Annotated in this window: 21 protein-coding genes; 14 read left to right on the top strand and 7 right to left on the bottom strand. The window is 73.3% G+C overall.

From position 1 onward, the window contains the following. Positions 1–59: 59 nt before the first annotated feature. The gene (locus JE024_RS14270; protein ID WP_205373958.1) at positions 60–707 is read left to right on the top strand and encodes a hypothetical protein; all 648 of its coding nucleotides are present in this window, start codon (positions 60–62) and stop codon (positions 705–707) included. A 97-nt stretch (positions 708–804) separates the two neighbouring features. Here JE024_RS14270 and JE024_RS14265 read toward each other — a convergent pair whose 3' ends face one another. Beyond that, a complete protein-coding gene (locus JE024_RS14265) occupies positions 805–1,983 on the bottom strand; it encodes a THUMP-like domain-containing protein (RefSeq protein ID WP_244882853.1) in 1,179 nt (392 codons plus the stop codon). Between the two features lie 90 nt (positions 1,984–2,073). On the opposite strand from JE024_RS14265, the gene JE024_RS14260 reads away from it, so the two are divergent. The 3 genes from JE024_RS14260 to groL all read left to right on the top strand — a co-directional run bounded on the left by JE024_RS14260 (position 2,074) and on the right by groL (position 5,345). Next, complete coding sequence (locus JE024_RS14260) at positions 2,074–3,018, top strand: polysaccharide deacetylase family protein (protein WP_205373957.1); 945 nt, start codon at positions 2,074–2,076, stop codon at positions 3,016–3,018. Between the two features lie 301 nt (positions 3,019–3,319). Beyond that, positions 3,320–3,628, top strand: a complete 309-nt coding sequence (gene groES, locus JE024_RS14255) for a co-chaperone GroES (protein ID WP_147987721.1) — start codon at positions 3,320–3,322, stop codon at positions 3,626–3,628. 94 nt (positions 3,629–3,722) lie between these two features. Next, positions 3,723–5,345, top strand: a complete 1,623-nt coding sequence (gene groL, locus JE024_RS14250) for a chaperonin GroEL (RefSeq protein ID WP_205373956.1) — start codon at positions 3,723–3,725, stop codon at positions 5,343–5,345. 149 nt (positions 5,346–5,494) lie between these two features. Here the strand turns inward: groL and JE024_RS14245 are convergent, their stop codons facing one another. The 3 genes from JE024_RS14245 to JE024_RS14235 form a co-directional block, all read right to left on the bottom strand. Continuing rightward, positions 5,495–6,187, bottom strand: coding sequence for an ester cyclase (locus tag JE024_RS14245; protein WP_205373955.1), 693 nt, complete (start codon positions 6,185–6,187; stop codon positions 5,495–5,497). 63 nt (positions 6,188–6,250) lie between these two features. Next, positions 6,251–7,024: an SDR family NAD(P)-dependent oxidoreductase gene (locus JE024_RS14240; protein ID WP_205373954.1), complete on the bottom strand. Its 774-nt coding sequence runs from the start codon at positions 7,022–7,024 to the stop codon at positions 6,251–6,253. Positions 7,025–7,085: 61 nt separating this feature from the next. Continuing rightward, positions 7,086–7,769: an MOSC domain-containing protein gene (locus JE024_RS14235; RefSeq protein WP_205373953.1), complete on the bottom strand. Its 684-nt coding sequence runs from the start codon at positions 7,767–7,769 to the stop codon at positions 7,086–7,088. Between the two features lie 79 nt (positions 7,770–7,848). Between JE024_RS14235 and JE024_RS14230 the strand changes: the two genes are divergently transcribed. Further along, positions 7,849–8,739, top strand: a complete 891-nt coding sequence (locus JE024_RS14230) for a LysR family transcriptional regulator (protein ID WP_205373952.1) — start codon at positions 7,849–7,851, stop codon at positions 8,737–8,739. Between the two features lie 285 nt (positions 8,740–9,024). On the opposite strand, the gene JE024_RS14225 is transcribed toward JE024_RS14230, so the two are convergent. Next, a complete protein-coding gene (locus tag JE024_RS14225) occupies positions 9,025–9,348 on the bottom strand; it encodes a WhiB family transcriptional regulator (RefSeq protein ID WP_205373951.1) in 324 nt (107 codons plus the stop codon). Positions 9,349–9,814: 466 nt separating this feature from the next. Between JE024_RS14225 and JE024_RS14220 the strand changes: the two genes are divergently transcribed. From JE024_RS14220 to JE024_RS14205, 4 genes are all read left to right on the top strand, one after another. Continuing rightward, complete coding sequence (locus JE024_RS14220) at positions 9,815–10,426, top strand: response regulator transcription factor (RefSeq protein WP_003948568.1); 612 nt, start codon at positions 9,815–9,817, stop codon at positions 10,424–10,426. 209 nt (positions 10,427–10,635) lie between these two features. Then, positions 10,636–11,223 (top strand): sigma-70 family RNA polymerase sigma factor, encoded by a 588-nt coding sequence (locus tag JE024_RS14215; protein WP_205373950.1) that lies wholly within the window; start codon positions 10,636–10,638, stop codon positions 11,221–11,223. A gap of 126 nt (positions 11,224–11,349) precedes the next feature. Continuing rightward, a complete protein-coding gene (guaB, locus tag JE024_RS14210; RefSeq protein WP_205373949.1) occupies positions 11,350–12,852 on the top strand; it encodes an IMP dehydrogenase in 1,503 nt (500 codons plus the stop codon). A gap of 110 nt (positions 12,853–12,962) precedes the next feature. Further along, a complete protein-coding gene (locus JE024_RS14205; RefSeq protein WP_187741911.1) occupies positions 12,963–14,087 on the top strand; it encodes a GuaB3 family IMP dehydrogenase-related protein in 1,125 nt (374 codons plus the stop codon). Between the two features lie 65 nt (positions 14,088–14,152). On the opposite strand, the gene JE024_RS14200 is transcribed toward JE024_RS14205, so the two are convergent. Both JE024_RS14200 and JE024_RS14195 read right to left on the bottom strand, forming a co-directional pair. Next, a complete protein-coding gene (locus JE024_RS14200; RefSeq protein ID WP_205373948.1) occupies positions 14,153–14,656 on the bottom strand; it encodes a hypothetical protein in 504 nt (167 codons plus the stop codon). A gap of 123 nt (positions 14,657–14,779) precedes the next feature. Continuing rightward, positions 14,780–16,009: a nucleotide sugar dehydrogenase gene (locus tag JE024_RS14195; RefSeq protein WP_205373947.1), complete on the bottom strand. Its 1,230-nt coding sequence runs from the start codon at positions 16,007–16,009 to the stop codon at positions 14,780–14,782. Positions 16,010–16,235: 226 nt separating this feature from the next. Between JE024_RS14195 and JE024_RS14190 the strand changes: the two genes are divergently transcribed. The 5 genes from JE024_RS14190 (at position 16,236) to JE024_RS14170 (ending at position 25,667) form a co-directional block, all read left to right on the top strand. Then, complete coding sequence (locus JE024_RS14190; RefSeq protein WP_205373946.1) at positions 16,236–17,942, top strand: glycerol-3-phosphate dehydrogenase/oxidase; 1,707 nt, start codon at positions 16,236–16,238, stop codon at positions 17,940–17,942. 268 nt (positions 17,943–18,210) lie between these two features. Continuing rightward, positions 18,211–20,601 carry a serine/threonine-protein kinase gene (locus JE024_RS14185; protein ID WP_205373945.1) on the top strand — a complete coding sequence of 797 codons (2,391 nt, stop codon included), beginning with the start codon at positions 18,211–18,213 and terminating at the stop codon, positions 20,599–20,601. A 126-nt stretch (positions 20,602–20,727) separates the two neighbouring features. Beyond that, positions 20,728–21,933, top strand: a complete 1,206-nt coding sequence (locus tag JE024_RS41085; RefSeq protein WP_244882851.1) for a protein kinase — start codon at positions 20,728–20,730, stop codon at positions 21,931–21,933. 401 nt (positions 21,934–22,334) lie between these two features. After that, positions 22,335–23,732, top strand: a complete 1,398-nt coding sequence (locus tag JE024_RS14175; RefSeq protein WP_205373944.1) for a serine/threonine kinase C-terminal domain-containing protein — start codon at positions 22,335–22,337, stop codon at positions 23,730–23,732. Positions 23,733–23,954: 222 nt separating this feature from the next. Next, complete coding sequence (locus JE024_RS14170; protein WP_205373943.1) at positions 23,955–25,667, top strand: serine/threonine-protein kinase; 1,713 nt, start codon at positions 23,955–23,957, stop codon at positions 25,665–25,667. Positions 25,668–25,672: the final 5 nt, after the last annotated feature.

Below are 25,672 nucleotides of genomic sequence, written 5' to 3'. Positions count from 1 at the left end.
CCGCCTGCGGGGGCGGTGACGGCGAACGGCCGTGCGAGCGCTGCCGATAGGGTCGCCCCATGTCCCGCCGTGATCCGCTGCCGCCTTTGCCGCCGCCTCAGGGGACCGGTGCGTGGCCGCACCGGTACGCGCTCCTCGCCGACCGCGCGCGGGTGCTGGACGAACTGCACCGGCGGAGCGTCGGGGTGTCCGTGCTGGCCTCCCTGTGGGCGCTGGCGGGGGGCTTCGCGGCCGGCTGGGTGCTCTTCGCCTCGGCGCTGCGCGTCTTCGCCGAGGCCGTCGACCCGCTGGGCGTGCTGATCGCCGGGGTGCTCGCCGTGCTGGGCCTCGGCCTCATGGTGCCCACCGGCCTGCTGATCGGCTTCGGGCTGACGCGTGACGCCACCGTGCGCCGCCGGCTGCGGGCGTGGAGCGCGCTGGACACCGATCCCCCGCGGGACGCCGCGTACGTGACCCCGGGGCTCGGACTGACCTGGCTGCTGCCGTCGTTCGTGCTGTGCGGCTGCGGTCTGTGGCTGTCGTTCGTGGTCCCGGCGACCGCGCGGCGCGGGGAGGACACGCTGCTGGGCGTGGTGCTGCTGATGGGGCTGGGCATGATCGCCTGGCTCACCGGTCTGATCGGCACGGCCAAGGCGGTGGCCCACTACCGCTGGGCCCTGCGCCTGCTGCCGCGCGGCGCCCGCCCGGACACCGCGCCGGCCCGCTGACCGCCGCACAGCCGTCGGGCCGGACCGCCCGCCCGCTGACCGCCGCACAGTCGCGCCCGCCCGGCCCGGCCCGGGCGCCCGCCCGCCGCCCGCCGGCTCAGACCGGTCGGCCCACCAGCATGGCCGGCGCCCCCGCGACCCGGGTGAGGAACACCGTCGCGGCCTCGGGGCCCTGCGGCTTGACCTTGCGGCGCAGTTCCTCGGGCTCGACGGCCGAGCCGCGCTTCTTGACCGTCAGGTTCCCCACCCGCCGCTCGCGCAGCAGGGCCTTCAGCTTCTTGACGCCGAAGGGGAGTTGGTCGGTGATCTCGTACGCGGTCGCGTACGGGGTCGGCCGCAGCACGTCCGAGGTGATGTAGGCGATCGAGGCGTCGATCAGCCCGCCCGACACCTCCTCGGCCGCCTCGGCGACCAGATGGGAGCGGATGACGGCCCCGTCCGGCTCGTAGAGGTAGCGGCCGAGCGGGCGGACGGCGGGGTCGGGGAGCCCCCGGCCGGTCAGCGTGTGCGGGCCCGGGAGGAGGGTGGCCCGGACGGTGCCCGGGGACGTGCCGAACCAGAGCACCGCCTCCTTCACGTCCCCGCCGTCGGAGATCCACTCCGCCTCGGCGCCCTCGGGGACGGCCTCGTGCGGGATGCCGGGCGCCACCTTCAGCGCGGCGTGCGGACGGCTCCGCGCCGCCCCGACCGCCCAGGACAGCGGCGGCGAGTACGCCTCGGGGTCGAAGATCCTGCCGCGTCCGCCGCGCCGTGCCGGGTCCACGAACACCGCGTCCCAGCCGGAGACGTCGACGTCCGCCACGTCCGCGCAGCGCACCTCGATCAGGCCGTCCAGGCCGAGCGCGGCCGCGTTGGCGCGGGCGGTCTCGGCGGTGAGCGGGTCGCGGTCGACGGCCAGCACCCGGATGCCCGCGCGGGCGAGCGCCAGGGCGTCCCCGCCGATGCCGCCGCAGAGATCGGCCACGCCGCGCACCCCGAGCGCCGCGAAGCGGGCGGCACGGTACTCGGCGACCGGGCGGCGGGTGGACTGCTCGACGCCGTTCGGGGTGAAGAACATCCGCGCGGCGTCCTCGGCGCCGAACTTCGCCGCGGCCCGCTGCCGCAGCCTCGCCTGGCCGAGGGCCGCCGACACCAGGGCGGCGGGGTGGTCGCGGCGCAGCCGGGTGGCGACGGCGAGTTCGCCGGCCGGGTCGTAGGAGGCCAGCGAGGCGAGCAGGGCGGCGCCCTCCTCGGTGCGCAGGGCGGAGAAGGCGGCGAGCGGATCGAGGTCGTTCACCGGCCCATTGTCGGCCAGGCGGGGGACGGACCGCGCAGGGAGGCGGTGTCTGCCGGGCCGGGGGAGGTCGCGCTGACAGGATGCGACGCCATGCAGCTAGTAGGACAAAAGGTAAATGTGGGAGCGCGCCGGGTCCGTGTGATCGTCGCCGCGCTCGTGGTCGCCGCCCTCGGTGCGGGCTGTGCCGCCGAGGGGCCGGGGGGCGCTCGCCCCGCGAGCCCCTCGGCGGAGGCGCAGGCCGGGCGCGGTCCGGGGGCGCAGGAGGGCGCCGGCACGTCCGGCGCGCTGGCCGCGTACGTGGAGAAGGTCAGACGCAACCAGGCCCTGCGCGCCGCGGCCGCCCGGAAGTGGGGTCTCGCGCGGACGCCGCTCGCCGCGCCCCCGCCCCCGGCGGCGAAGCCGAGGATCACCACCCGCAAGGGCTTCGAGGTCAAGGGCGGCGAGAACCTCCCGCCCGTCTTCACCACCGTGCCCACCAAGGAGAAGATCGTCTTCCTGACGATCGACGACGGCGCGGAGAAGGACCCCGAGCTGCTGCGGATGATGACCGAACTCCAGATCCCGTACAGCGCCTTCCTCAGCGACTACGTCATCGGCGACGACTACGGGTACTTCGCGAAGATGCGCGACAGCGGGGTGGCGCTGCACAACCACACCCTCAACCACCGCTATCTGCCCGGCCTTTCGTACGCCCAGCAGCAGCGGGAGATCTGCGGCCAGCAGGAGAAGCTCCAGAAGCGGTACGGCACCAGGCCCCGGCTGTTCCGCCCGCCGTACGGCAACTACAACGGCGACACGCTGCGGGTGGCGAAGTCCTGCGGCGTCGAGGCCGTGCCGCTGTGGGCCTCCGAGGCGTTCCCCGACCACATGGAGTGGCGGGAGTGGGACCGCGATCTGCACCCGGGCGACATCATCCTCACCCACTTCCGCGGCAAGGACGACTGGAAGGGCAGCATGCCCGACATGATCCGGCGGGTGATGAAGACCGTGACGGAGAAGGGGTACGCCGTCGCCCGGCTGGAGGACTACGTCTGAGCCCGGGAGCCCGCCCGCGGAACCCCGGACGGCGGGACGGCGTTGTCCGGGGCGGGTGCGGGGGCCGCTGCGGGACCATCGCGGGGCCGGCCGCCGGGGTCGGGATCAGGACGGCGCGCGCGGCCGGATTGGCACTCCGCTTGACCGAGTGCTAATCCCGGTCATAGTCTCGCTCCTGGCACTCACCACTGGAGAGTGCCAACACAGCGACGGGCAGGTCCGGCACCCGCGACGACGGATCCACCTGGTCGCCACCTCAGACAGTTAACCCCGTGAGATCTCCGAAGGGGGAGGTCGGATCGTGACGACCGCCAGCTCCAAGGTTGCCATCAAGCCGCTCGAGGACCGCATTGTGGTCCAGCCGCTCGACGCCGAGCAGACCACGGCCTCTGGCCTGGTTATTCCGGACACCGCCAAGGAGAAGCCCCAGGAGGGCGTCGTCCTGGCCGTGGGCCCGGGCCGCTTCGAGAACGGCGAGCGTCTTCCGCTCGACGTGAACGTCGGCGATGTCGTGCTCTACAGCAAGTACGGCGGCACCGAAGTGAAGTACAGCGGCGAGGAGTACCTCGTCCTCTCGGCTCGCGACGTGCTCGCGATCGTCGAGAAGTAATTCACCGATTTACTTCGATCCGCGCCCCTGGTCACCCCGCTAGTTGCCGGGCGGCGAGGGGCGCGGTTCGTTTCGAGAGGACTTGAGAAGCTCCATGGCGAAGATCCTGAAGTTCGACGAGGACGCCCGTCGCGCCCTCGAGCGTGGCGTCAACAAGCTTGCCGACACGGTCAAGGTGACGATCGGCCCCCGCGGCCGCAACGTCGTCATCGACAAGAAGTTCGGCGCTCCCACCATCACCAACGACGGTGTCACGATCGCCCGTGAGGTCGAGATCGAGGACCCGTACGAGAACCTCGGCGCGCAGCTCGTGAAGGAGGTGGCGACCAAGACCAACGACATCGCGGGTGACGGTACGACCACCGCCACCGTGCTGGCCCAGGCCCTGGTCCGCGAGGGTCTGCGCAACGTCGCCGCCGGCGCCTCCCCGGCCGCCCTGAAGAAGGGCATCGACGCCGCCGTCAAGGCCGTCTCCGACGAGCTGCTCGCGACCGCGCGTCCCATCGACGACAAGAGCGACATCGCCGCCGTCGCCGCGCTGTCCGCCCAGGACCAGCAGGTCGGCGAGCTCATCGCCGAGGCGATGGACAAGGTCGGCAAGGACGGTGTCATCACCGTCGAGGAGTCCAACACCTTCGGTCTGGAGCTGGACTTCACCGAGGGCATGGCCTTCGACAAGGGCTACCTGTCCCCGTACATGGTGACCGACCAGGAGCGTATGGAGGCCGTCCTCGACGACCCGTACATCCTGATCCACCAGGGCAAGATCGCCTCGATCCAGGACCTGCTGCCGCTGCTGGAGAAGGTCATCCAGGCGGGTGGCTCCAAGCCGCTGCTGATCATCGCCGAGGACGTCGAGGGCGAGGCCCTGTCGACCCTGGTCGTGAACAAGATCCGCGGCACGTTCAACGCGGTGGCCGTCAAGGCCCCCGGCTTCGGCGACCGCCGCAAGGCGATGCTCGGCGACATGGCCACCCTCACCGGTGCCACCGTCATCGCCGAGGAGGTCGGCCTCAAGCTCGACCAGGCCGGTCTGGACGTGCTGGGCAGCGCCCGCCGCGTGACCGTCACCAAGGACGACACCACCATCGTCGACGGCGGCGGCGACTCCGCCGACGTGACCGGCCGTGTCAACCAGATCAAGGCCGAGATCGAGTCCACGGACTCCGACTGGGACCGCGAGAAGCTCCAGGAGCGCCTCGCGAAGCTGGCCGGCGGCGTGTGCGTGATCAAGGTCGGCGCCGCCACCGAGGTGGAGCTGAAGGAGAAGAAGCACCGTCTGGAGGACGCCATCTCCGCGACCCGCGCCGCGGTCGAGGAGGGCATCGTCTCCGGTGGTGGCTCCGCTCTGGTCCACGCCGTCAAGGTGCTCGAGGACAACCTCGGCAAGCAGGGCGACGAGGCCACCGGTGTGGCGGTCGTCCGCCGCGCCGCGGTCGAGCCGCTGCGCTGGATCGCCGAGAACGCCGGCCTCGAGGGCTACGTCATCACCTCCAAGGTGGCGGAACTCGACAAGGGCAACGGCTTCAACGCCGCGACCGGCGAGTACGGCGACCTGGTCAAGGCCGGCGTCATCGACCCCGTCAAGGTGACGCGCTCCGCCCTGGAGAACGCCGCCTCCATCGCCTCCCTGCTGCTCACGACCGAGACCCTGGTCGTCGAGAAGCCGGCCGAGGAGGAGGCCGACGCCGGTCACGGACACGGCCACAGCCACTGATCCACCGCCGGTGCGGCGCCCCGCACCGGTGCCGGGCCCCCTGTTCCCGCTCACGCGGGGCGGGGGGCCCGGTGCGTTCCCGGTCCGGGGCGCGCCGAGCCGCCCGGTCCTGTCCGGGGTGGGCCGTGCGCGGGACGGGGACGGGGCGCTCAGGCCGCGCCGAGCTGTTTCATCAGCCCGAGCACGTCGAAGTGCCACCAGCCTTCCTTGATCTTCCCGCCCTCGAAGCGGAAGACGGTCGTGCCCGTCATGGTGCACTCGTCACCGCTCGCCGGGATGCCCATGAACTCGGCCTTGTGCTTGCCGCTCCAGGTCCAGAGCATCACCACGTCGTCCCCCTCGCACACCTGCCGGTCCAGCTCGAAGGTGAAGTCGAAGGCGTCGCGCCACATGGTGACGTCCCGCCGGATCACCTCGGTGCCGGTCTCGGAGGCGGCCTCGTTGGCGACGTCGTGGTCGGTGTAGTCGTCGGTGAACATCTCGCCGATCGCGTCCATGTTCCCGCCGACGGCGACCTCGTGGAAGAAGCGCCGCGCGACCGCCGCGTTGAGCTGCTCCTCGCGGACGACGTCCAGGTCGGTGAAGGACGGCATGCCGTCGCAGAGCGCCACCATCTCCTGGAACATCTTGTCCGTCTCCGGGAGATGGGAGTTCTCCATCGCCTCCTCGTAGGAGTTGAACTCCACGATGTCGACGTAGTGCCTGCTGTCGGTGCGGTCCTTGCCGGTGACGGCGTGGCCGGTGGTCCGCTTCCCCTTGGTCTGCTCGACCCACCGCTCCATCACGCTGTTCATGCCGTCGAAGTCGGCGGTCTTGTAGTCGATGATCTGCACGAATTTCATGGCGCCTCCCGCCGCAGGGGATGCCTCCATTTTAGTGACGCTTATCACATTCGCCCGGTCGTCTCACTGCGGTCCGTACGAGCGCCCCGCCCGTGAGGACATCCCGCCCAGCAGCCCGCGCGGCGTCAGCTTCACCACGCCCATCAGCGCCTTGTACCGCGGGTCCGGGACGGACACCGTCCTGCCCCGCGCCAGGTCCGCGAGCGCCGCCGACACCAGCTTGTCGGCGTCCAGCCACATCCAGCCGGGGATGTTGTCCGTCCCCATCCCGGCGCGCTCGTGGAACTCGGTCCGCACGAAGCCGGGGCACAGCGCCATCAGCCGCACGCCCGACCCCGCCAGATCACGCGCCGCGCCCTGGGTGAACTGCACGACCCACGCCTTGGAGGCGCCGTAGGTGCCGCGCGGGACGAACGCGGCGACCGAGGCCACGTTCACCACGCCGCCGCGCCCGCGCTCCTTCATCGGCCCGGCCGCCGCCGCGGTCAGCCGCAGCACGGCCTCGCAGTGCACCTTGAGCATCGTCAGCTCGTCGGCCATGGTGACCTCGAGGAATCGGCCCTTGTTCCCGAAGCCGGCGTTGTTGACGAGCAGGTCCACCGGGTGCCTGCGGTCCCCGAGGCGCCGCTCCACGGCCCCGATGCCCTCCTCCGCCGACAGGTCGGCGGTCAGCACCTCGGCCTCGATGCCGTGCCGGTCGTGGAGTTCGGTGGCCTGTTCGCGCAGCCGTGCCGTGTCACGGGCGACCAGTACGAGGTTGTGGCCGTCGGCCGCGAGGCGCCGTGCGAACGCGGCGCCGATGCCCGCGGTCGCGCCCGTGATCAGTGCAGTCGTCATGGACGGCACGTTAGTGGTCCCCGTGCGGGCGCCGTGTACGGGCCTCCCGCACGAGGGGATCTCACACGGCCCCGGCGCCGTCGCCCGCCCCGTACTTCTCCACGTAGGCGAGGGCGTCGCGCAGTTGCTCCGGATGGAGCGCGTCCCCCGCCGCCAGCACCCGGGGCAGCAGCGTCCGCTCCACCGTCTCCGCGCGGAACGACATCGCGACGGTGACGTCGTGCGCGGGGCGGTGCACGATCTTGACCGCGTCGCCCACGCGGATCTCGCCGGGCGAGATCACCCGCAGATACGCGCCGGGCGCCCCGGCCTGCGTGAACCGCCGCACCCAGCCGCGCTCGCCGAGGTGGCCGCCGAAGGTCCGGCACGGGATGCGGCCGCTGGTCACCTCCAGCACCAGCTCCGCGCCGACGCGCCACCGCTCGCCGATCAGCGCCCCGGTCACGTCGACGCCGGCGGTGGTGAGGTTCTCGCCGAACGCGCCGTTCGCCAGCGGCCTGCCCAGCTCGCGCTCCCAGGCGTCCAGGTCCTCGCGGGCGAAGGCGTAGACGGCCTGGTCGCTGCCGCCGTGGTGGCGCAGGTCGGAGATCTCGTCCCCGGCCAGCCCGCTGCCCCCGCTGCCCTTCGGACCCGGGTCCGTCACCAGGACGGGCCCGTCGGCCGGCCGCTTGTCGATGCCGGTGGTGCCGGTGGCGGCGTGCTCGGAGGGCGTGAGGAGACCGGTGTTCACGGACAGAAGCTTCATGACCGCACGCTAACCGACCGGGCCCAAAGCAACCATCGAATATGCCACGCCACCCCCAAGCCTGCCTTATGCTCGAAGAGTGATCGAGGCTCGTCATCTCCGTGTCCTGCGCGCCGTCGCCGCCACCGGCTCCTTCTCCGCGGCGGCCCGCGACCTGGGCTGCACCCAGCCCGCCGTGAGTCAGCAGATGAAGGCGCTGGAGGGCTCGGCCGGCACCCCGCTGCTCATCCGCACCGGCCGTGAGATGCGGCTGACCCAGGCCGGCGAGGCCCTGGTGCGCCACGCCTCCGGCATCCTGGCGGGGCTCACCGCCGCCGAGGAGGAGATCGCGGCCATCGCCGGGCTCCGGGCCGGCCGGGTGCGCCTGGTGTCCTTCCCGAGCGCCAGCTCCACGCTGGTCCCCGCGGCGCTGGCCGCCCTGCGCGCCGCACACCCCGGCACCCGGGTCTCCCTCGTCGACGCGGAGCCGCCCCGCTCGGTGGAGATGCTCCGCGACGGGGACTGCGACATCGCCCTCGCCTTCCGCTACGGCGCCTCCGGCACCGAGTGGGACGACCTGACCGTCCGGCCGCTGTTCACCGACCGGCTGGTGGGGCTGGTGCCCGAGGGGCACCGGCTGGCCGCCGAGGACACGGTGGCCATCGGCGACCTCGGCGACGAGCCGTGGATCGCCGGCTGCCCGCGCTGCCGGCGCCAGCTCGTGGAGGTCTGCGAGGAGGCCGGCTTCACCCCCCGCATCGACTTCGCCACCGACGACTACCCGGCGGTGATCGGCCTGGTCGGCGCGGGTCTCGGGGTGGCGGTGCTGCCCGAGCTCGCGCTGGACTCCGTCCTGACGAAGGGCGCGCGCACCGTCACGGTGGAGCCGCCGGTGCACCGCGAGATCGTCGCCCTCACCCTGCCGGACCTGTCCCAGGTCCCGGCGGTCGCGGCCACCCTCGACGAACTCGCCCGCGCCGCGACCCGCTGACCGCCCCGGGGCGCCGGCCGGCGCGGTCCGCCGCGCCCCGCCGAACCCGCACCGCGGCCTCGCCCTGACCGGGGTGGAGCCCGCGCCGCCGGCCGTCGCGGTCCGCCGAACCCGCACCGCGGCCTCGCCCGGACCGGGGTGGAGCCCGCGCCGGCCTGCCGGGACCGCCCCCGAAAAAGCAGCCGCCGGTCCCGGCGGCTGCGCCGGGACCGGCGTGGAGTCTCCTTGCGGATCACGCTTCGGCGGATCCTTGCAGGAACGTTTCTTCGATTGCTGTTCCGGGTCTCAGCCCCTCGCCGTGCCACCCGCGCTCGTCGCGGGGATCAAGCGGTGACGGGCGCGGCCCATGAGCTCCTCGCGCTCGTCCTCCGTCAGTCCGCCCCAGACGCCGTACGGCTCACGGACGGCCAGCGCGTGCGCCGCGCACTCCGCCCGGACCGGGCACCTCATGCAGACCTCTTTCGCCGAGTTCTCGCGCGCGCTGCGCGCTGCGCCGCGTTCGCCCTCCGGATGGAAGAAGAGCGAGCTGTCGACCCCGCGGCATGCCGCGAGGAGCTGCCAGTCCCACAGATCGGCGTTGGGTCCGGGAAGGCGAGAGAAATCTGCCATGGCGCATGTCCCCTTGAAACCGTGCTGGGTGGACGGTCCTGGGTGGAACAGGACCGCAACGAACGGGCGGGCCCGCGGGCGGGTGGTCGCCCGGATCAGGCATCCCACGCTGTGCCAACGACCGTACATCTCCTGTGTAAGTAGATGTAAATATGACTCATTGCGAATCTAGCCAAAGACACCACCTAAAGGGAAGAAAAGCGTCTGAATGGGGCATGACCGGCGAGTACCGGCGAGGTGACCTGCGACGCTCCCCTCCGCGCACGTACGCTCACGCTGGGTGCGAAGACCCTCGCTCCCCCCGTAACTCTTTCGAGTGACCATCGTTGAGAGAGCGGAGGCGGTTGAAGCGACAAGCTCTCGGGCACATGTCCGACAGCGTTCAACCGCACAGGTGACGACACACGTACTCAGCCTGGAGGCACAAGGTGACGCGCAACAGCTGTGCGAGTCACGGAGGTCAGTCATGACTTCCGTCCTCGTCTGCGACGACTCCCCCCTTGCCCGAGAAGCGCTGCGCCGCGCGGTCGCGACCGTGCCCGGTGTCGAACGCGTGACGACCGCGGCCAACGGGGAGGAAGTCCTCCGCCGCTGGGGCGCGGATCGCTCGGACCTCATTCTCATGGACGTGCGCATGCCCGGTCTGGGCGGCGTCGAGACCGTGCGCCGACTGCTGTCGGCCGACCCCGGCGCGCGGATCATCATGCTGACCGTCGCCGAGGACCTGGACGGCGTCGCGCTCGCGGTCGCCGCCGGGGCCCGCGGCTATCTGCACAAGGACGCCTCGCGCGCCGAGCTCCGCGCGACCGTCACCCAGGCGCTCGCCGACCCGACCTGGCGGCTCGCCCCGCGCCGGCTGCGGTCGGCCGAGATGGGAGCGGCCCCCACGCTCACCGCGCGGGAGATCCAGGTGCTCGAAGGCATGAGCCACGGCCGGTCCAACGCGGAGATCGGGCGCGAGCTCTTCCTCTCCGAGGACACGGTGAAGACGCACGCCAGGAGGCTGTTCAAGAAGCTCGGCGCCTCGGACCGGGCGCACGCGGTGGCCCTCGGATTCCGCTGGGGCCTGGTCCGCTGACGGGTCCGGCACGGGGTGACGGATGCCCGAGGGCATCCGTTTCCCGCGCAATGCCGCATCCTTGAGGTGTGGAGTTCCTCGGGGACGATTCGGTCGAGCGGGAGGGGAGGGCGCAGGAGATGAGTTCCGGCGCACCTGCTCATAACGCTTCGGTGCACAACATGGGACGCGGTGCCGCGGACGCTCCGTCGCCAGGGCACCATGGACCGATGCGTGACGACGAGGCGACGGCAGCCCAGGGGGCCATCGGTGCACTCGTCCACCGTGCCGTCGACGGCGACGAGCAGGCCACCCACGACCTGCTCGCGCACGTCCATCCGCTGGCCCTGCGCTTCTGCCGCTCCCGTCTGAACCGGCTGCCCGGTGACGCCCGCCACTTCGCGGACGACCTCGCGCAGGAGGTGTGCGTGGCGGTGCTGATGGCCCTGCCGCGCTACCGGGACACCGGCCGCCCCTTCGAGGCGTTCGTCTTCGCCATCGCCTCGCACAAGGTCGCCGACCTCCAGCGCGCCGCCATGCGGCACCCCGGTTCGACGGCGGTGCCGTCGGACGAGATGCCGGAGCGCCCGGACGACTCCCTCGGTCCGGAGGAGCGCGCGCTGCTCAGCGACGACGCGGAGTGGGCCAAGAAGCTCCTCGCCAACCTCCCGGAGAACCAGCGCGAGCTGCTGGTGCTGCGGGTGGCGGTCGGGCTCACCGCGGAGGAGACGGGGCAGATGCTGGGGATGTCGCCCGGTGCCGTGCGGGTCGCGCAGCACCGCGCGCTGAGCCGTCTGCGGGCGCTCGCCGAGCAGTGAACGCCCGTCCGGCGGCTCCCGTACGAAACAACAAAGCTGCTCGACGATCTTGATCGTGGAATGAGACGGCCCGAGAGGCCGTTAGCATGGACATCCGCACCGATCAAGGCCATTGGGGAAGGTGTCATGACCAACGTCGACGGAGTGCCCGAGAAATTCGCGACACTCGGGCTGACCTACGACGATGTGCTGCTGCTGCCGGGGTCCTCCGACATGGCCCCCGACCAGATCGACACCTCCTCGTACATCTCGAAGAACGTGCGGGTGAACATCCCGCTGCTGTCCGCCGCCATGGACAAGGTCACCGAGTCGCGGATGGCCATCGCCATGGCCCGCCAGGGCGGCGCCGGTGTGCTGCACCGCAATCTCTCCATCGCCGACCAGGCCAACCAGGTCGACCTGGTCAAGCGCTCCGAGTCCGGCATGGTCACGGACCCGATCACGGTCCACCCGGACGCCACCCTCGCCGACGCGGACCGGCTGTGCGCCAAGTTCCGCATCAGCGGTGTGCCGGTCACCGACGCCGCGGGCAAGCTGCTCGGCATCGTCACCAACCGGGACATGGCCTTCGAGTCCGACCGCACGCGCCAGGTGCGCGAGGTCATGACGCCGATGCCGCTGGTCACCGGCAAGGTCGGCATCTCCGGCGTGGACGCCATGGAGCTGCTGCGCCGCCACAAGATCGAGAAGCTGCCGCTGGTCGACGACGGGGGCATCCTCAAGGGCCTGATCACGGTCAAGGACTTCGTCAAGGCCGAGAAGTACCCGAACGCGGCCAAGGACAAGGAGGGCCGCCTGCTCGTCGGCGCGGCCGTCGGTGTGGCGGGCGACGCCTTCGAGCGCGCCCAGGCGCTGATCGAGGCGGGTGTCGACTTCATCGTCGTGGACACCGCCCACGGCCACTCCCGGCTGGTCGGCGACATGGTCGCCAAGATCAAGTCGAACGCCTCGGGCGTCGACGTCATCGGCGGCAACATCGCCACCCGGGACGGCGCCCAGGCGCTGATCGACGCCGGTGTGGACGGCATCAAGGTGGGCGTCGGCCCCGGCTCCATCTGCACCACCCGGGTGGTCGCCGGCATCGGCGTCCCGCAGGTCACCGCGATCTACGAGGCCTCGCTCGCCGCGAAGGCGGCCGGTGTCCCGGTCATCGGCGACGGCGGCCTCCAGTACTCCGGCGACATCGCCAAGGCGCTGGTCGCCGGCGCCGACACGGTGATGCTCGGCTCGCTGCTCGCCGGCTGCGAGGAGTCCCCGGGCGAGCTGATGTTCATCAACGGCAAGCAGTTCAAGTCGTACCGCGGCATGGGCTCGCTGGGCGCGATGCAGTCCCGCGGCGACCAGCGCTCCTTCTCCAAGGACCGCTACTTCCAGGAGGGCGTCGCCTCCGACGAGAAGCTGGTGCCCGAGGGCATCGAGGGCCAGGTGCCCTACCGGGGTCCGCTCTCCGCGGTCGTCCACCAGCTCGTGGGCGGGCTGCGCCAGTCGATGTTCTACGTCGGCGGACGCACCGTGCCGCAGCTCCAGGAGAACGGGCGCTTCGTCCGGATCACGTCCGCGGGGCTCAAGGAGAGCCACCCGCACGACATCCAGATGACGGTCGAGGCGCCGAACTACAGCAGGAAGTAGTCCGCACCTCCCGCCAGACTCCGCCAGGGGCGGTCCCGGGTCGCCGGGGCCGCCCCTGGCATGTGTCGGGGATACTGGTGGGGCAGACGTAGAGGGAAAGGCCACACATCGTGACTGAGATCGAGATCGGGCGCGGCAAGCGCGGCCGCCGGGCGTACGCGTTCGATGACATCGCCGTCGTACCGAGCCGGCGCACCCGGGACCCGAAGGAGGTCTCGATCGCCTGGCAGATCGACGCCTACCGCTTCGACCTGCCGTTCCTGGCCGCCCCGATGGACTCGGTCGTGTCCCCGGCGACCGCCATCCGCATCGGTGAGATGGGCGGCCTCGGTGTCCTGAACCTCGAAGGCCTGTGGACCCGCTACGAGGACCCGCAGCCGCTGCTCGACGAGATCGCGGAGCTCGACCCGGAGACCGCCACGCGCCGTCTCCAGGAGATCTACGACGCCCCGATCAAGGAGGAGCTGATCGGGCAGCGCATCAAGGAGGTGCGCGACTCGGGTGTGGTGACGGCCGCCGCGCTCTCCCCGCAGCGCACCGCGCAGTTCTCCAAGGCGGTCGTGGACGCCGGCGTCGACATCTTCGTCATCCGCGGCACCACCGTCTCGGCCGAGCACGTCTCCGGTGCCGCCGAGCCGCTGAACCTCAAGCAGTTCATCTACGAGCTCGACGTCCCGGTCATCGTCGGCGGCTGTGCCACCTACACCGCGGCGCTGCACCTGATGCGCACCGGCGCGGCGGGCGTGCTGGTGGGCTTCGGCGGCGGCGCCGCCCACACCACCCGCAACGTGCTGGGCATCCAGGTGCCGATGGCGACCGCCGTCGCCGATGTGGCCGCGGCCCGCCGCGACTACATGGACGAGTCCGGCGGCCGGTACGTGCACGTCATCGCGGACGGCGGCGTGGGCTGGTCCGGCGACCTGCCCAAGGCCATCGCCTGCGGTGCCGACTCGGTGATGATCGGCTCCCCGCTCGCCCGCGCCACGGACGCGCCCGGCCGGGGCCGTCACTGGGGCATGGAGGCCGTCCACGAGGACGTGCCCCGCGGCAAGCTGGTCGACCTCGGGATCGTCGGCACCACCGAGGAGGTGCTGACCGGACCGTCCCACACCCCCGACGGCTCGATGAACTTCTTCGGGGCGCTGCGCCGCGCGATGGCCACGACGGGCTACAGCGAGCTCAAGGAGTTCCAGCGCGTCGAGGTGACGGTGGCGGACTCCCAGCACCGCCGCTGACCGCACGCAACGGCAGGGCCCCGGCACCTCTCGGTGCCGGGGCCCTGCCGTGTGCGGTGCCGGGATCAGCCGTTGGCCTTCTTGGCGCCACCGAAGGCGGTGATCGCGCCGATGGCCAGGAAGAGGTACGACATGCCGTCGGCCACCTCCGACCATGCCTCGGTCAGCAGGCTGAACTGGTCGAAGAAGACGTCCGTGAAGGACCCGCCCAGTTCGTCCGCGACGATCACGGCCATGCCGACGAGCTGGCCCAGGTAGACCGCGCCGACCGCGAGCACGGCGCTCACGATCGGGAGCACCGGGTTGGGGCCGCCGGTCTTGGCGGCGGCGAAGCCGATCAGGAAGCCGACGGCGACGGCCGCGTAGCCGACCTCGGCCTCGATGGCACCGGCGAGCGCACCGTACGCGCCGGCGGTGACCAGGGCCGTGACGACCGCGACGATCAGGCCGAGGCCGATGTTGTTGCGGACCGGGGCGGGCGGCGGGGCCGGGGCGAAGGGGTTGCCCGGCGTGCCCGGGGTTCCCTGGGCGTACGGGTTGCCGGAGGGCGGCGGTACGGGCTGGGACATGCGGAAGTTCCCCCTGGAGGCGTGAGATGCGTCGCACGAGCGTGCGAGCGATTCCGGACAGTAGCAGCCCGGTCGGACAGAACGCCCCTCAGTTACCCGACCGTTGCATGTCCGCGACACGTCTCACAGCCGGTGCGCCGCGCCCGCGGGCGTTGCTCCCCTTGTGTCCAGCAGGAGTTGGGCCTTCACGGCGAGCCCCTGGAGGTCGTAGGTGCGGTGGTGCTGGAGCAGTACGGTCAGGTCGGCGCGGGCGGCCGCCTCGTAGAGGGAGTCGGCGCGGGGCACGGGCACCTGGCCGACGCGCCAGTCCGGGACGTGCGGGTCGTGGTAGCTCACGGCCGCGCCCATGTCCATCAGCCGCCGGGCGATCTCCGGGGCGGGGGAGCCCTGGAGGTCGGCGAGGTCGGGCTTGTAGGTGACGCCGAGGAGCAGCACACGGGCGCCGCGCGCGGACTTGCCGTGCTCGTTGAGGAGCGTGGCGCAGCGCTGGATCACGTACTGCGGCATCCGCGTGTTGATGTCCTGGGCGAGGCCGACCATGCGCAGGGTGCGGCCGGTCGGCGGGAGGACGCCCGGGTCGAGCGGCACGCCGTGGCCGCCGACGCCGGGGCCGGGGCGGAACGCCTGGAAGCCGAAGGGCTTGGTCTCGGCGCAGCGGATGACGTCCCACAGGTCGATGCCCAGACCGTGGCAGAGCACGGCCATCTCGTTGACGAGGGCGATGTTGACGTGCCGGAAGTTCGTCTCCAGGACCTTGACAGTCTCGGCCTCCCGCAGTCCCCGGGCACGCACCACCTTGTCGGTGAGGCGGCTGTAGAAGGCGGCGGCGGACTCGGTGCAGGCGGGGGTGAGCCCGCCGATCACCTTGGGGGTGTTGGCGTAGCCGTGGTCGCGGTTGCCGGGGTCGGTGCGGCTGGGGGAGTAGGCGAGGTGGAAGTCGCGGCCGGCGCGCAGGCCGGAGCCCTCCTCCAGCAGCGGGCGCAGGAACTCCTCGGTGGTCCCGGGCTGCACCGCCGACTCCAGGATGACGGTGGTGTGCGGGCGCAGCCGGGACGCCAGGGCGCGGGCGGCGTCGGCGAGCGCCGTCAGGTCGGGCGTGCCGTCGGGGCCGGGCGGGGTCGGCGCGCAGACCACGGCGGTGCGCACCCGGCCCAGCTCCGCGGGATCGGTGACGGTGCGGAAGCCGGCGGAGAGCATCCGGCGGATCTCCGCCGCGGTGATCCCCGCCGCCGGTTCGGCCGGGTGGCGACTGCCGGGGTCGTAACCGATGGTCTCGATGCGTGCGGCGACGGCGGCCTGGGCGAGGGGCAGACCGAGGTGGCCGAGGCCGACGACGGCGAGATCAGCGGGCATGGCGGGCCGTCCTTCCCATAACCGGAGGTGACACGGGACGCAAGCCCTGTGGGCGGAACGGGCGCGCGCAATGTCAGACTAGGCGTAAATATGACCGTGATGTCGCATTGTGAGCGCGTGGCTAACGGGGTGTTATCCACAGGCAGTGGCTGAAGTCCGTGACTGCGGACAGAATCGACTGTGTGAGCCCGACCGCAGGGGACGTAGGGGGCGACGGGAGGCAGCAGTGAGGACAGCGACACTGGGACCGGAGGAGCGCGCCGCGGCGCTCGCCTCCATGGCCGAGCGCGAACTGGACGTGCTGGTGGTCGGCGCGGGGGTGGTCGGTGCCGGTACCGCCCTGGACGCGGCGACCAGAGGGCTGGCGACCGGTCTCGTCGAGGCGCGCGACTGGGCCTCGGGCACGTCGAGCCGGTCGAGCAAGCTGATCCACGGCGGGCTGCGGTATCTGGAGATGCTCGACTTCGCCCTCGTCAGGGAGGCGCTCAAGGAACGCGGCCTGCTGCTGGAGCGGCTGGCCCCGCACCTCGTCAAGCCGGTGCCGTTCCTCTATCCCCTCCAGCACAAGGGCTGGGAGCGGTGGTACGCCGGATCGGGCGTCGCGCTGTACGACGCGATGTCGGTCTCCTCGGGCCACGGGCGCGGCCTGCCCGTGCACCGCCATCTCTCCCGGCGGCGCGCCCTGCGCGTGGCGCCCGCGCTGAAGAAGGACGCCCTGGTGGGCGCCCTCCAGTACTACGACGCGCAGATGGACGACGCCCGGTTCGTGACGACCCTGGTCCGCACCGCCGCCTCCTACGGGGCGCAGGTGGCCAGCAGGGCCCGGGTCATCGGCTTCCTCAGGGAGGGGGAGCGGGTCGTCGGGGCCCGGGTGCTCGACGTCGAGGGCGGTGGCGAGTACGAGATCCGCGCCCGTCAGGTGGTGAACGCCACCGGCGTGTGGACGGACGACACCCAGGCGCTGATCGCGGAGCGCGGCCAGTTCCATGTGCGCGCCTCCAAGGGCATCCACCTCGTGGTGCCCAAGGACCGCATCCACTCCTCGACGGGGCTGATCCTGCGCACGGAGAAGTCCGTGCTCTTCGTCATCCCCTGGGGCCGGCACTGGATCGTCGGCACCACGGACACCGGCTGGGAGCTCGACAAGGCGCACCCGGCCGCCTCCAGCGCCGACATCGACTACCTGCTGGAGCACGTCAATTCGGTCCTCGCGGTGCCGCTCACCCGCGACGACGTCCAGGGGGTGTACGCGGGTCTGAGGCCACTGCTCGCGGGGGAGTCGGACGCCACCAGCAAGCTCTCGCGCGAGCACACGGTCGCCCACCCCGTGCCGGGGCTCGTCGTCGTGGCCGGCGGCAAGTACACGACGTACCGGGTGATGGCCAAGGACGCGGTGGACGAGGCCGTGCACGGTCTCGACCAGCGGGTGGCGGCCTGCGTCACCGAGGACGTGCCGCTCCTCGGCGCCGAGGGCTACCGCGCCCTGTGGAACGCCAGGGCCAGGATCGCCGCCCGGGTCGGCCTCCATGTCGTGCGGGTCGAGCACCTGTTGAACCGCTACGGGTCGCTCACCGAGGAACTGCTGGACCTCATCGCCGCGGACCCCGGTCTCGGCGAACCGGTCGGCGGCGCTGACGACTATCTGCGCGCCGAGATCGTCTACGCGGCCTCCCACGAGGGCGCGCGCCATCTGGACGACGTCCTGACGCGCCGGACCCGGATCTCGATCGAGACCTTCGACCGGGGCACCCGGTCCGCCCGGGAGTGCGCGGAGCTGATGGCCCCGGTGCTGGGCTGGGAGAAGTCCCATGTGGAGAAGGAGATCGAGCACTACGAGAAGCGGGTGCAGGCGGAGCGGGAGTCCCAGCGCCAGCCCGACGATCTGACGGCGGACGCGGCCCGGCTCGGGGCACCGGACATCGTGCCCCTCTGACCCGCGATCGTGCGGCGGGCGGGTGGACGTCCGCCGCACGGCCGCGGCCCGCCGGACCCGTGACGCTCCGACCAGCACAGGGCCCGGCTTCACGCGCGGTGATGGCATGGTGGGGGGTGGCACCGGTGCGCGGGTGCCCGGGAGCGCAGTGGCCCCGGGAACAGCACCGGTCCCGTGGTGAGGGACAATGGTCGCTCTGCCAGGGCGGGTTACCGCGTCGAGCGGGAAGCGGCAGCGCGGGCGAAGATCAGGATCGCAGAGGGGACGCATGTCGGAGGCTGAGCAGGCGCGGGGGCCCCAGCGGAACGAGGCCGAGGGGGCCGGGTCCGCGGGCAGGGGTGAGGACTCCGCCGGCGACGAGCGCATGTCCGGTACGGCGGACGGCGGCGCCCCGGGCGCAGGCGACACGGCGGACGGGACGGACGCGGGCACCGCGCCCCGGGCCGGTGCGGTGACGGCCGCTCAGGACACCGGCCGCGACGCCGGGGACGCCCGCGGCGAGGGCTCCGCCGCCGGCGGGACGTCCGCCCGTGACGAGGCCCCGGCGGGCGAGCGGCCCTCGGGTGGGACGCCGGACCGTGGCGAGGCTCCGGCGGGCGAGCGTGCCTCCGGCGGGACGCCGGCCGAGAGCGCGTCCGACAGGAGCGCGCCGGGCAAGGGCGCGTCCGACAAGAATGCCTCCGGCAACGGCGCCTCCGTCGGGAGCGCTTCGGCCAAGGGTCCGTCCGGCAAGGCCGCGTCGGCCAAGGCCGCCCCCGCGGCGGAGGAGCGGCTGCTCGCCGGGCGCTACCGGCTCGGCGGGGTGCTCGGGCGCGGTGGCATGGGCACCGTGTGGCGTGCCGTGGACGAGACCCTCGGCCGCACCGTCGCCGTCAAGGAGCTCCGCTTCCCGAACGCCATCGACGAGGACGAGAAGCGCCGCCTCATCACGCGGACGCTCCGCGAGGCGAAGGCCATCGCGAGGATCCGCAACAACAGCGCGGTCACCGTCTTCGACGTCGTCGACGAGGACGACCGCCCCTGGATCGTCATGGAGCTCGTCGAGGGCAAGTCCCTCGCCGAGGTCGTGCGCGAGGACGGGGTGCTGACGCCCCGTCGTGCCGCCGAGGTCGGTCTCGCCATCCTCGACGTGCTGCGCTCCGCGCACCGCGAGGGCATCCTGCACCGCGACGTGAAGCCGTCCAACGTCCTCATCGGCAAGGACGGCCGTGTCGTCCTCACCGACTTCGGCATCGCCCAGGTCGAGGGCGACCCCTCGATCACCTCGACCGGCATGCTCGTCGGCGCGCCCTCGTACATCTCGCCCGAGCGGGCCCGCGGCCACAAGCCCGGCCCCGCCGCCGACCTCTGGTCGCTGGGCGGTCTGCTCTACGCGAGCGTGGAGGGCAGCCCGCCGTACGACAAGGGCTCCGCGATCGCGACGCTGACCGCCGTGATGACCGAGCCGCTGGACCCGCCGAAGAACGCCGGTCCGCTGGAGGAGGTCATCTACGGCCTGCTCGCCAAGGACCCGGCCCAGCGGCTCGACGACGCGGGCGCCCGCGCGATGCTCACCCGCGTCGTCAACGCGCCCGCGGAGCCCGAGACGCCGGCCGAGCCCGAGCCGTCGCCCGAGCAGACCCGCGTCATCATGCTCCCGCCCGCGCCGCCCGCCCCTCCGGCGGCACCCGCGCGGCCGGCCGCCACGCCGAAGGACCCGGCGGCGGCCGACCGGGTGCGCGGCGCGCTGCGTTCGGTGCGCAACGCGGCGGCGGCCGCCAAGGCCGAGAACCGTTCCCCGAACCGCACCGCGGCCTCGCGCGCCGAGGGCGCGGACCCGGGCCGCCGGCCCGCCACGGCACGGGCGTCCATCACCGACGTGGTGCCCCGCCGCACCCTGGTGATCATCGCGGTGGTCGCGGCGCTCGCCGTGCTGTCCACCGTGCTCGTCATCGCCCTCGGCGGTGACGGGGAGAAGAAGGCCGAGGGCAACGGCAAGGGCGCCGGCGACAAGACCTCGTCGGCGGGCGCCACGCAGGGCGGCGATCCGGCGGCCGACGGCGGCACCGGCACGGGGGCGAGCCCCGACAGCGGCGAGCCCGGTCAGGACGGCGGAGCCGACGACGGCCAGGACGACGGCCAGGACGGCGGCGAGGGCGCCGACGACGGCGCGTCGTCCGGTGACGACGACGGCGCGGGCGCCGGTTCCGGGCAGGCCACCCTGCCCGAGGGGTACGTCATGGTCTCCAACGACCGCTGGCACTTCACCATGGCGATGCCGTCGGGCTTCCGCCTCACCGGCGTCGCCGGCCAGAACTCGGGCGGCAAGTTCAGCGTCGACGGCGGAGTGCCCCGGGTCCAGGTCGACTTCAACAGCAGCCCCAAGGACGATGCCGCGGCCGCCTGGGCGGCGGCCGTCGCCGCGGTGAGCGCCACCAGTAACGGGTACAAGCACATCGGGATAAAGAAGACCGAGTACAACGGCTATCCGACCGTCGCCGACTGGGAGTTCCAGCGGAACGAGCGCGGCCAGGTCGTCCGCGTGCTGAACAGGGGCTTCAAGGTCGACGCCAAGCGCGGCTACTCGATCATGATCACCTGCAAGGCCGACGAGTGGGACGGCGAGGAGTGCGAGACGCTGCGCCGCACGGCGTTCGCGACGTTCAGCCCCAAGGACTGACCGGGGCCACGTATCGTGAGTAGTCGTGGACGATACGGAGCCGTAAAGGGGCCGTTGGGCGACCGGATGTGACGGCTTGGCGGGGTTTCCCGGCGCGGCCGGGACAGCGCGCTGTGGGGAGGCGTCGTGGAGGACTACGCGGGAAGGGTGCTGGCCGACCGCTACCGCCTGCCGCTGCCGCCGTCCGACGAGTTCGAACTGGCGGAGACGCGTGCGTTCGACACGTACAGCGGCCATGAAGTCCTCGTGCGTCAGGTGCCGTTGCCCGAGGTCGTGGACGCCGAGGTGCTCGACGGCGACGGGCTGGCCGGCGCGGCCGTGCCGCGCCGGGCACCCGGCAGGGCGACCCGGCGCCCCTCGGACCCCGCGGTGCTCCGCGCGGTCGAGGCGGCGCAGGCGGCGGCCCGCATCCCCGACCACCCGCGGCTGGACCAGGTCTTCGACGTCTTCGCGGAGGACGGTTCGCTCTGGATCGTGAGCGAGGTGGTCGACGCCCGTCCCCTGGCCGCGATGCTCGCGGAGCGTCCGCTCAGCCCCTACCGGGCCGCCGAGGTGGCCGCCGATGTGCTCGCCGCGCTGCGGGTGCTGCACGCCCACGGCTGGACCCACCGGAACATCACCGTGCGCACGGTGCTCGTGTGCGAGGACGGCCGGGTGGTGCTCACCGGGCTGGCGTCCGGTGCGGCCGAGGAGGCGCTCTGCGGCTACGCCCCCGTCCCCGAGGACCCGGACGAAGCGCCCTACGCGGCCCCCGACGCGACCGCCCACCGGCCGGTGCCCCCGGCCGTCCGGGGTGGTCACCAGGACGGGAACCCGGCCCTGGGCCACGACCCCGGCCACGGCGGGCACTCGGGCCAGGGCGTGCTCCCGCCGGCCAGGAGCGGCGGCACGGAGTACGACACCGGCCATGGCGCATGGACGGAAAGCGGTCAGGACACCGGACACGGGCGGCGCACGGCGCCGGAGCGGGGGCCGCCGAGCTCGCGCCCGCGCGGCAGCCGCTGCTGCCCGCGCCCGTCCGCCCCGCCGAGGCAGGCGGCCCGCCGCCCTGCCGCGTCAGGGCGCAGAGGGCGGCGGACAGGTCCCGGACGTGCGGGCCGCACGGGCGGGCGCCATCGCCGCCTACCGCGCGGGCGCCCGCGCGGCGGCCCGGATCCAGGACGAGCAGCGGTCCGCTTCCGTGCCGGCCGTGGAACGCCCCGCAGGCGAGCGCCCCGTGCAGGACGGGGTCGACCCGGACTGGTGGGCGCAGGACCCGGCCGAGCGGTACGCGGCCCTCTACCACGACGACGATGCCGACGACGCGGACGACGGCGACGACGACACGAATGACGACCCGTACGCGGGCCGCGGCGGCGGCGAGGGCCACGACGGCGGCGCCCGGGACGGCGTGGGCGACGACGGCCGGGAGGGCCCCGGCCGGGCCCGTCTCGCCGGTGTCTGGCGCGACACCCCGCCGTCCGGCCACGACGGCCCCGCCCCGCTGCCGGCGGGCGGCGGCCGGCGGCCCTGCCCGCGGCCCGCCCCGCCGGGGACTCCGCCCCCGGCGACGCCTACCGCGACGACCCCTACGGCGTGCGCCGGGCCGCCGCCGAACGGGGGACGGCGGCCGGGACGCGGGCCGGAGCGGCGCGGACCGCCCCGCCCTGCCGCCCGCCCGCTCCGGCAGCGGCCCCTCCGGGAGCTGGACCAGCGGGAGCGACGCCCTGCGCGCCGACTCCCAGCGCCGCCCGGTGCCCGGCCCCGCCGGACCGGCCGCGTCGCCGCCCGGCCGCTGGGACGAGGTCGTGGCCGCCGCCCCCGCCGCCGTCTTCCGCGGCCCCACCACGCCGCTGGCCGCCGAGCGGGCGCGCCAGGCGAGGATCGCGGTCGTCGGGGCCGTCACCGAGCGGTGGGCCCCGGAGCAGGCCGGGCCCGTCCACGACAACTGGCAGCTCGCCGCGCCCGTCGGGCCCGCCACGGACCTGTGGGCGCTGGGCGCGCTGCTGTACCGGGCGGTCCAGGGCCACGCCCCGTACCCGGAGGACAGCGCGCACGAGCTCGTGCAGATGGTGTGCTCGGAGCCGCCCGCGTTCGCCGAGGAGTGCGGCCCGCTGCGCCCGGTGGTGGAGTCGCTGCTGCGTCAGGACCCGACCGAGCGGCCCGAGTTCGAGGAGCTGAGCGGCTGGCTGCGCTCGCTGGTGCGCTCGGCGCCGGAGCCCGAGGCGGGCGTGGACGTCGTCCCGGTGCCGTCCGGTCCGGTGGACCCGGCGCTGCTGCCGATCGTCCGGCGGCGCGGGGAACTGGTGCGCCGGCGCCGCTTCGGCGGCCGGGAGGCGGCGCACGGCCGCCACCGCCAGAAGAAGTCCCGGGGCGCGGCCCGCCCGGTGCGCACCGAGCGCCCGCCCGCCCCGCCGGCGTACGACGAACTCCCGCCGCGCGGTGCGGCGCGGGGCGGGGCGCCGCGTGCCCTCGGCCGTACGCTGCTGGTGCTGATACTGCTGCTGCTGGCCGCCGCCGTGGCCTATGCCTTCCTCTTCATGCCCAAGGCCGGTGAGGAGGGCCCCGCGCAGGGCGCGGACACCGGGAGCCGTCCCTCCGCGGAGGCGTCCCCGGGCCCGTCCGGCGGCGGTGAACCGTCACCGGACCGCACGCCCGGATCGCAGCAGCCCCAGACGTCCGCCCCGGCGGCGGACCTGCCGGCCGGCTATGTGCTGCGCGAGGACGCCGAGGGCTTCCGGCTCGCCGTCGACAAGGCATGGCAGCGACGGCCGATCAACGACGCGGGCCAGGTCCGTTACGTGGGCGGGGACTTCACCCTGATCGTGGTCCCCGGCCGGGACTCGGTGGCGGACAACGGCGACGACCCGCTGACGTACCAGCGGGACAAGGAGCGTGAGCTCCAGCCGTTCCGTGACTCCTCGTGGGCCAGCGCGACGGGGCTGCGCCGGATCGACGTGGGCAAGCAGTCCATGGCGGAGGGCCAGTTCACCTGGCAGGACAGCACCGGCCGCGAGGTGTTCGTGCGCAACCTCGCGCTGATCGTGAACGGCGACTACCACGTGGTCCAGGTGATCGGACCGGCCGACCAGAAGGAGAAGGTGACCGAGATCCACCGGCAGGCCACCTCGACCTACCGCGTCACGGGCTGAGGCGGGCGGCGCGGTGGTCGCGCCCGCCCGGGGCGGCGGATCACCCGCGCCCGCCCGGGCGGCGGGTGCTCCGCACCGGCCCCGCCGGGGCCGCGTGAGGGCCTTCGCGCGAAGGGCCGCGCGTCCCATCACGCATCACGGTGCGGTCACTTGAGCGTTCCCGGGTTCCGTGCGCGTACCTCCGATCCGTAACCTGGCACTTCAGGAAACGGGGCGGGGTACGTGGAACACACTCACAGCACGGGCACGGGACTGCTGCTCGCGGGGCGCTACCGGCTCGGCGAGAGCATCGGCCGGGGCGGCATGGGCAAGGTCTGGCGCGCCCACGACGAAGTGCTCCACCGGGTCGTCGCCGTCAAGGAACTGACGGCGGGTCTGTACGTGGCCGAGGCGGACCGGCTGGTCCTGCACGCGCGCACCCAGAAGGAGGCGCGCGCCGCGGCGCGGATCAGCCACCCGGGTGTGGTCACCGTGCACGACGTGCTGGAGCACGACAACCGCCCGTGGATCGTCATGCAGTACGTCGACGGTCCCTCGCTCGCGGACGCGGCGAAGGAGCCCGGCGCCATCGACGCGGTGCGGGCGGCCCGGATCGGTCTGGACGTGCTGCGGGCGCTGCGCGCCGCGCACGCGGCCGGGGTGCTGCACCGGGACATCAAGCCCGCCAACGTCCTGCTCGGCGAGGACGGCCGGGCGCTGATCACGGACTTCGGGATCGCGGCGATAGAGGGCGACTCCACGATCACCCGGACCGGGGAGATCGTCGGATCGATCGACTACCTGGCCCCCGAGCGGGTGCGCGGTCACGACCCCGGCCCGGCGTCGGACCTGTGGTCGCTGGGCGCCACTCTGTACACGGCGCTGGAGGGCGAGTCGCCGTTCCGGCGGTCGTCGCCGCTGTCGACCATGCAGGCCGTGGTGTCCGACGAACCGCCGGAGCCCCGGCGGGCGCAGGACCTGGTCCCGGTCATCATGGCGCTGCTGCGGAAGGATCCGGCGGCCCGGCCGTCGGTCGCCGAGACGGAGCGCATGCTCACCGACGTGCTGGAGGGCCGGGGGTCCACGGCGACGACCCGGCCCGTGCCGGCGCCGCGGGTGACCGAGCGCGCGGTGTACCCGCCGGCCGCCACCGTGCCCGGGCACGGCGGGGGCGGGCACGGCGGGGGCGGATTCGCCCCCGCGTACCCCGGCACCGGGCCGGCACCAGCGCCCGGCACCGGACGGCTGACCGCCGCGGCGCCCGCTTCCGCGCCGCGGCGCGGGGCGCGACTGCGCCGGCTGGCGGTGGTCGTGGTGGCCGCCGCCGTGATCGGGGCGGGGGCCGGCTTCGCCGTGCTCCAGCACGCGGGCGACAAGGACGGCGGTACGGGTACGGGTACGGGTACGGGCGCCACGCCGGGCGTCTCCGCCGGCGCGGGCGGCGGGACGGCGGACCCGGGCGGCGGGCCTGCGGACCCGGGCGGGCAGGCCGGGTCGGACGTCCCCGAGGGCTGGAACCGGGTGGAGGACCCGACGGGCTTCGTCCTGTGGGTGCCGGACGGATGGGTCCGCCAGACCGACGGCGACCAGATCGACTACACCCCGGACAACGGCCGCCACCGCATCCGGATCAGCGTCGACCCCTCCCCGGACTTCGAGAACCCGTACATGCACATGCTCGACATGGAGGAGGGGCTGGCGGAGCGGCTGCCCCGGTACGAGCGGGTCAAGCTGCGGCCCAACACCTTCCGCGACCAGACGCAGTCCGCGCTGTGGGAGTTCCGCTGGACCGAGCGGAAGGAGCACCCGGGGCCGCGCCGGGCGATCGACCAGATGTACTTCGGCGACAACGGCACCGAGTACGCGCTCTACATGTCGGGGCCGGCCGAGGACTGGTCCGAGACCCGGGAGCAGTTCGACACCATGCTGCGCGGCTGGCGGCCGCCGCCGGAGTGATCCGC

It is taken from the genome of Streptomyces zhihengii (genome assembly GCF_016919245.1).
Classification (GTDB): Bacteria; Actinomycetota; Actinomycetes; order Streptomycetales; family Streptomycetaceae; genus Streptomyces; species Streptomyces zhihengii.
This window is presented reverse-complemented; position numbering and strand designations above follow the sequence as displayed.

Excerpts from the sequence above, each read along its gene's own strand:
- JE024_RS14270 (WP_205373958.1), top strand. The coding sequence starts at position 60 with ATGTCCCGCCGTGATCCGCTGCCGCCTTTGCCGCCGCCTCAGGGGACC.
- JE024_RS14260 (WP_205373957.1), top strand. The coding sequence starts at position 2,074 with ATGCAGCTAGTAGGACAAAAGGTAAATGTGGGAGCGCGCCGGGTCCGT.
- groL (WP_205373956.1), top strand. The coding sequence starts at position 3,723 with ATGGCGAAGATCCTGAAGTTCGACGAGGACGCCCGTCGCGCCCTCGAG.
- JE024_RS14245 (WP_205373955.1), bottom strand. The coding sequence starts at position 6,187 with ATGAAATTCGTGCAGATCATCGACTACAAGACCGCCGACTTCGACGGC.
- JE024_RS14240 (WP_205373954.1), bottom strand. The coding sequence starts at position 7,024 with ATGACGACTGCACTGATCACGGGCGCGACCGCGGGCATCGGCGCCGCG.
- JE024_RS14235 (WP_205373953.1), bottom strand. The coding sequence starts at position 7,769 with ATGAAGCTTCTGTCCGTGAACACCGGTCTCCTCACGCCCTCCGAGCAC.
- JE024_RS14225 (WP_205373951.1), bottom strand. The coding sequence starts at position 9,348 with ATGGCAGATTTCTCTCGCCTTCCCGGACCCAACGCCGATCTGTGGGAC.
- JE024_RS14220 (WP_003948568.1), top strand. The coding sequence starts at position 9,815 with ATGACTTCCGTCCTCGTCTGCGACGACTCCCCCCTTGCCCGAGAAGCG.
- JE024_RS14215 (WP_205373950.1), top strand. The coding sequence starts at position 10,636 with ATGCGTGACGACGAGGCGACGGCAGCCCAGGGGGCCATCGGTGCACTC.
- guaB (WP_205373949.1), top strand. The coding sequence starts at position 11,350 with ATGACCAACGTCGACGGAGTGCCCGAGAAATTCGCGACACTCGGGCTG.
- JE024_RS14200 (WP_205373948.1), bottom strand. The coding sequence starts at position 14,656 with ATGTCCCAGCCCGTACCGCCGCCCTCCGGCAACCCGTACGCCCAGGGA.
- JE024_RS14195 (WP_205373947.1), bottom strand. The coding sequence starts at position 16,009 with ATGCCCGCTGATCTCGCCGTCGTCGGCCTCGGCCACCTCGGTCTGCCC.
- JE024_RS14185 (WP_205373945.1), top strand. The coding sequence starts at position 18,211 with ATGTCGGAGGCTGAGCAGGCGCGGGGGCCCCAGCGGAACGAGGCCGAG.